Origin of the sequence: Macrococcus epidermidis, assembly GCF_003259695.1 — a bacterium.
Classification (GTDB): Bacteria; Bacillota; Bacilli; order Staphylococcales; family Staphylococcaceae; genus Macrococcoides; species Macrococcoides epidermidis.
In genome coordinates this window covers 1-5553 of the sequence record NZ_PZJH01000015.1, presented here as the reverse complement: position 1 = coordinate 5553, position 5553 = coordinate 1, and the positions used below count along the sequence as shown (strand labels likewise).

At 35.6% G+C, this 5553-nt stretch carries 1 protein-coding gene and 1 pseudogene; both read right to left on the bottom strand.

Going from position 1 to position 5553, the window contains the following annotated elements:
* The coding region (locus tag BHU61_RS13170; protein WP_146608877.1) for an Ig-like domain-containing protein at positions 1-3639 on the bottom strand (3639 nt) is incomplete at its 3' end.
* A 508-nt stretch (positions 3640-4147) separates the two neighbouring features.
* Positions 4148-5244, bottom strand: a pseudogene (locus tag BHU61_RS13165) (IS4 family transposase).
* Positions 5245-5553 lie beyond the last annotated feature (309 nt).

Below are 5553 nucleotides of genomic sequence, written 5' to 3'. Positions count from 1 at the left end.
TGTTACATCCGGAATACCATCGCCATCTGTATCACGTTGAACTGTTACCAGGACATCCACTGTCTCTGTTTGTGTACCATTCGTTACTGTAACTGGAATCGTTACCGTCTGTGTTTCGTAGTTCGGTGCTGTCGGGTCGTTACTCCATGTTAAGCCTGTCGGCGTTCCCGTTAACTGACCTGTTCCATCCACTGAAATACCATTCACTGGCGTCGATGTAATCGTTGAACCTGATACATTCGGTGTTACTACCTGTTGACCTGCTGGTACTGGTTGACCTTCTACACCTGTTCCTGGTGCTGTTGTCGCTTGTAAAACTATCGGTGCAGTAGCACTAACCGGATCAGAAACATTGTAGTTTGCATCTTGAGAAATAGCTTGAATTGTCTCGCCTGCAGTAATCGTTGGTACAGTAACCGACCAATTTCCTGCTTGATCTGTTTTTGTTACAATCGTTGTTCCATCTTCAAGAATTACAGTCACTTCACTATCTGGTTCACTAGTTCCCTTAACTGTAATATCCCCAGCTTTGATTGAATCAATTGTAATTGCTGGTGCAACTAAATCCATTTCTGTAGTTACAGATACATTAATTTGATCAGTTGATTTATCTGGATATGTTACTGTTACTGGAATAAGTACATTTCCACCAACAGTACCATCTGGTAATAAAGTAAGGTCATCAATCGTAATCACTGGTTGTTCTCCTGTAGTCGGATAACCAGGAACTGTTACTGCTCCAATTACTTGTTCAGGAGTTGTAGCCGTTCCATATGGATTCGTGATTGCTTCCGCTGTTGGAATATAAGTAGCTGCTAATGTAGGAGCAACTGTTACCACAACATCAATTACTTCTGATGAGCCATCTAAATAATTTACTGTTACAGGGATCGTTACTGGTCCTGCTGGCACTGTCGCATCTGGTTGTACTGTGATTGTTCCATCTGGATTTACAACCGCCCATGCCGGTAATGTTGTTGAATCTGCTGGTGCATAATCTTTAGCTGGTGGTGTTATTCCATCTGCATTTAACGGTGCTGCGATTGTTGTTGGTTCTGGTAATCCTGGTTCTACTAGTGTGTCAATATAATCTTGTTGGTTAGTTGATGCTTGAGTAATCTTATAAATAAATGAATCAGATGAAATTACATTTTCACCTTCATATAAACGTGCAGTGAAAATTTCACCATCAACTGGTGCTGTTGCTAAGTCTGAGAATACAAGTTCCGAATCAATTTCACCTTGTGTTAAGTCTGTAATTGGTACTGATTTAACAACAGTACCTGCTCCATTTGTCCATTCAATCTTTAATGGTAATGGTGATTGTGTACTACCAATTAAATCGATATTTACTTTACTTACATCTGGTCCAGCAGGATTTGTCGTTGAATCATATGTTAATACATCTAACGATATATCTGTATGTGGAACAATCGCAAAGTTAACGTTATACCACATTGGATTTACAATTAAGTTTTGTGCTGGTGCTGTTTGTGGTGTGAATGATAAATTTGAGTTTGGCGCTCTAAATTCAGGTGTTGTATATGATGAGTAAGTCTGTTGCACCACACCACTTGGATCTACAACATAACCATAAATATAATCTGTATTCAATGTGCCAGTTGGGAATCTCAAAGTATATTTACCATTTACATCTGTAACACCTGAAACTGTAGCTGAAATATATTCTGGATGCGCAATTAATAAAGCTTTTGCAATTTCTCCACGTTGTGATGTTGGATATGAATTTACTTGAGCTTCATATGCTTTCGCACCTTCTGCTGTTAATGAAGACATCACCACGGTATAACCAGCTGCTTGTGGATCAGCTAAATTATCATTAGGGCCAGTTCCAGAGTTTGCATAGTCACCCGCACCCGTTTCAATCCATACTTTACCAGAAACTGAATTCTTCGCTTGAAGTGATACTGATGGTGATGCTAAAGGACCTGCAGTATCGACTATCCATTCTGATTGTGGTTTAGTCATATAATCGCCTTTTTGCTCCTCATACATATATATACCTGTACGCTGCATATTTGTTCCGAGTAGTGGGAACTGCCCTAAGTTATAAGCTGTAGCAGAATTTACGAATGAACCTGGGTAGAATCCACCTGCTTGTCGGAACATTGTCATGACATTACCGTTAATTGTCGTATAATCTTGAATCCAAAGCTTATATTGTTGATCTCCTACTGCATGATAGATATGTTCTTTGCCATTTGAATCAACCCACGGTGTACGTAAATCAAACGCATAAAAGCCAGGGCCTACTTGACTTCCGTCAACAGAAGAAAGATGGTTTGTTGTACTTGCCATATAAATAGGAGATACGGCACCGTCTCCATCAATCCATTGCATATAAACTTTTGTGCCCTCAGGTACAGCTGTTAAACCATTCGCCATCGTAGAAGGTGTACCTGAATCTACTTCCCAAGCACGTCCTGATAATGTGGCATAAGCATTTGTTGCATCCGTAGCAGAGTTAATGTAACCATTCTTTACTGCATCTGATTCTATAAGGGTTCTAGTACCTGCTGCAACTAATGTTTGGATAGGTCCATTAATATCTAAATTAATTGAATCCATATTGTTGAATGATGTAGTTGATAGACTAACCGGCGTTGCTGCAACTGTTGTCGCATCTTGCTGCGTAGCAATCGCTTGTAATAAAGCTGCCATTAATTCATCTGATGTTAAGTTGGTATAATCAAGATTTAAAGTATCAAGTTGAGCTACTGCTGCATCTTGAGTCACACCTGTATTCTGTACAAGATAGTCAGTTAATACTGCTTTCTTCTCTTCAGGTGTTGATAAAGTGTTTAACTTCGCAGTTGTTTGGTCAACCGTTGCTGTATCTGGTGTTAACACTGCTGATTCGATTGCAGTTGTAGCTGCTGTAATTGGTGCATCCGCTACAGGTGTTTCTGTCGTTGGTGCTTCCGTTGTAGGGGCTTCTGTTGTTGCAGCTTCTGTTGTCGGAGCTTCTGTTGTCGGAGCTTCTGTTGTTGCTGCTTCTGTTGTTGGCGCTTCTGTTGTTGGCGCTTCTGTTGTAGCTTCTACAATTTTATTTGCAGTAACTTTTACAGCTTCACTCTTAACGTCTCCGTCAACTGTGATAACTGATACAACTTCTTCACTTGCCACAGTTAAACTACGGAAAATAAAAGTACCATCCGTATCTACTACTGTTTTTTCGATTGTTCCATCCGCTAAGTGTAATTCAACTACTTGTCCAGATGTAGCAATACCAGTTAATTCAGTATTGTCTGCATTAAACTCTAAGTTTTGTGCTTGTACTGGAGTGTTCACCACTTCTGTAGTCGGAGCTTCTGTTGTTGGGGCTTCTGTAGTCGGAGCTTCTGTTGTCACAGCTTCTATTGTTGGGGCTTCTGTAGTCGGAGCTTCTGTTGTCACAGCTTCTATTGTTGGGGCTTCGGTCGTAGGGCTATCAGTTGATGGTGTTGCCGTCGTATCCGTTGTTGTCGTAGTCGTTTCAGCTGCATCAGCCGAATTGCCTAAGAACATTAACGAACCGATCAGGATTGATGTAGTACCTACCGTAAACTTTCTGATCGAGTACTTGTTCAAACGATTTGAAATAAAATCATAGCGCTTGTTGTTTGGTTTTCTTTTCATATTTTCCTCCTATAAGAAAATTGTTTAATATTCAATAATTTTTTAAATATTGAATATTAAAAATCTATAATAAATATTATAAATTTTACCCAAAATATTAAAAAGAGACATTTTAATTTTATTTGTCTACTTTTACTTTTAATATCATTCTGGTAAATAATTACTGTTTTAAAATTGAAAATGTTCATTTCTTCTTATAAATGAATATATAATCATTTCATAAATTATTATCCTCCAATGATTTTTGTATTGTTTAAGATATAAAAATATTTCGATACAGTTGTATTATGTAACATTTTAAACTAAAAGTAAAATAATTATATTTATATTTTTTATCACTAGTGTTGCATAAATAAAGACTGAAATTTCTGAAACTAATTTTTCTTCGAAAATTTAAAAATTGAAAAAACCTGATTAAAGGTAGTAATCATCCATTTTTTTGACTATAAAATTTCCATTGGCATAGTGATAAAATATATTTGTGTTAAGGTACGTTATCACTGATTCTTCATATCCATAGATGGCTACTTTTCCATATTGAAGCTTTAAGTAACCGTGTAATTTGGAGTATATTTTTTTACTATTTGTACTTAATTTAGTAATTACATTTAAGCAGTAAACTATCATCGCAATATAGACCTGATTAGCTACAGCTGTTTCAGAATGGCCATAGAATGTTTTAACGTTTAAATGTTGCTTAATCCATTTGAAGAATAGTTCAATCGACCAACGAGATTTATATATTTCACCAATCTCCTCCGGAGATAAATCAAATCTATTTGTGATTAAGACTAATTCATTACCTGATGAGTCTTTTACCAGTATTCTTCTAAAATAGTTTTCACTTCTGTTTAATATGGTACCAACGACAACCATCTGATCTGAGATTATATGACTGTTTTCATTGACTTCAAATGTTCTAATCACTCGATGTACTGCATTTTTACGAAGACGTGATACAAAAAAGTAACCATCATCAGTCATTTCATCAAACCTTTGATAATTAACATAACCTCTATCAAAGACGTAAAGACACTCTTTGTCATCAACAAACAGTTCTAGATGATTTTGGTCATTTTCACAAGCATTTGTTATATAAAAATTATCCGGATAACTATCATAATCAAGCATATGAACAAGTCTCATATGTAATTTGACACCTGATTTTGTTTTACGAAATTTTGCCCATCGATGATTACGTAAGTTTAGCGGTAATGTGCCGGAATCAATTATCTTCAAAGGTGTTGTCAATTTTCTCTTTTGACTGAAATTATTTTTACAGTGAATTTGATTGAGTAACTCCAAAAATATATTTTGAAAGATTTCAGTCGGTACTTCTGCTAATTTCCTGCTTAATTGAGAATAGCTTATTGAAGTAAAACCAATGGTTTTCTGTAGTTCTTCTGAAAAGACACTATCACTTATAGCTCTTAAACTTTCACTTTCAACTAACTGTGAAAATAATAGCAGCCTAATAAAAGATAATGTGTTTAACTTCTTTGTGTAGTGATCTAAATTAAGAATTGTTACTTGCTTTGAAATTTTTTTAAAATCAATAGGAGATATCCATTGTTCAAATGATGATTTTCTAGTAAACTTATCCATAGGTTGTTCCTTTATTTTTGGATTTGGATGAGTATTACTACTTCCAACCATTATAAAGGAATTTTTTTATACAGAAAATTAATTTTTAGAAAATTCAATTCATAACCGAAGGTTACGTTATTTTTATGCAACACTAGTGATTTTTTATTTATATTAAAAAAATTTAACGAAAATTTCAATTGCAAGTTAGCCACAACATCCAAATTAATTGAGATAGTAGCTTAATGGTTCACTTAATATTCCTTCGGATTTTAGTGACTTCAGAAACAGGTATTTAGGTGTTTCGTAATCTAGAATTTTTCTGGGATA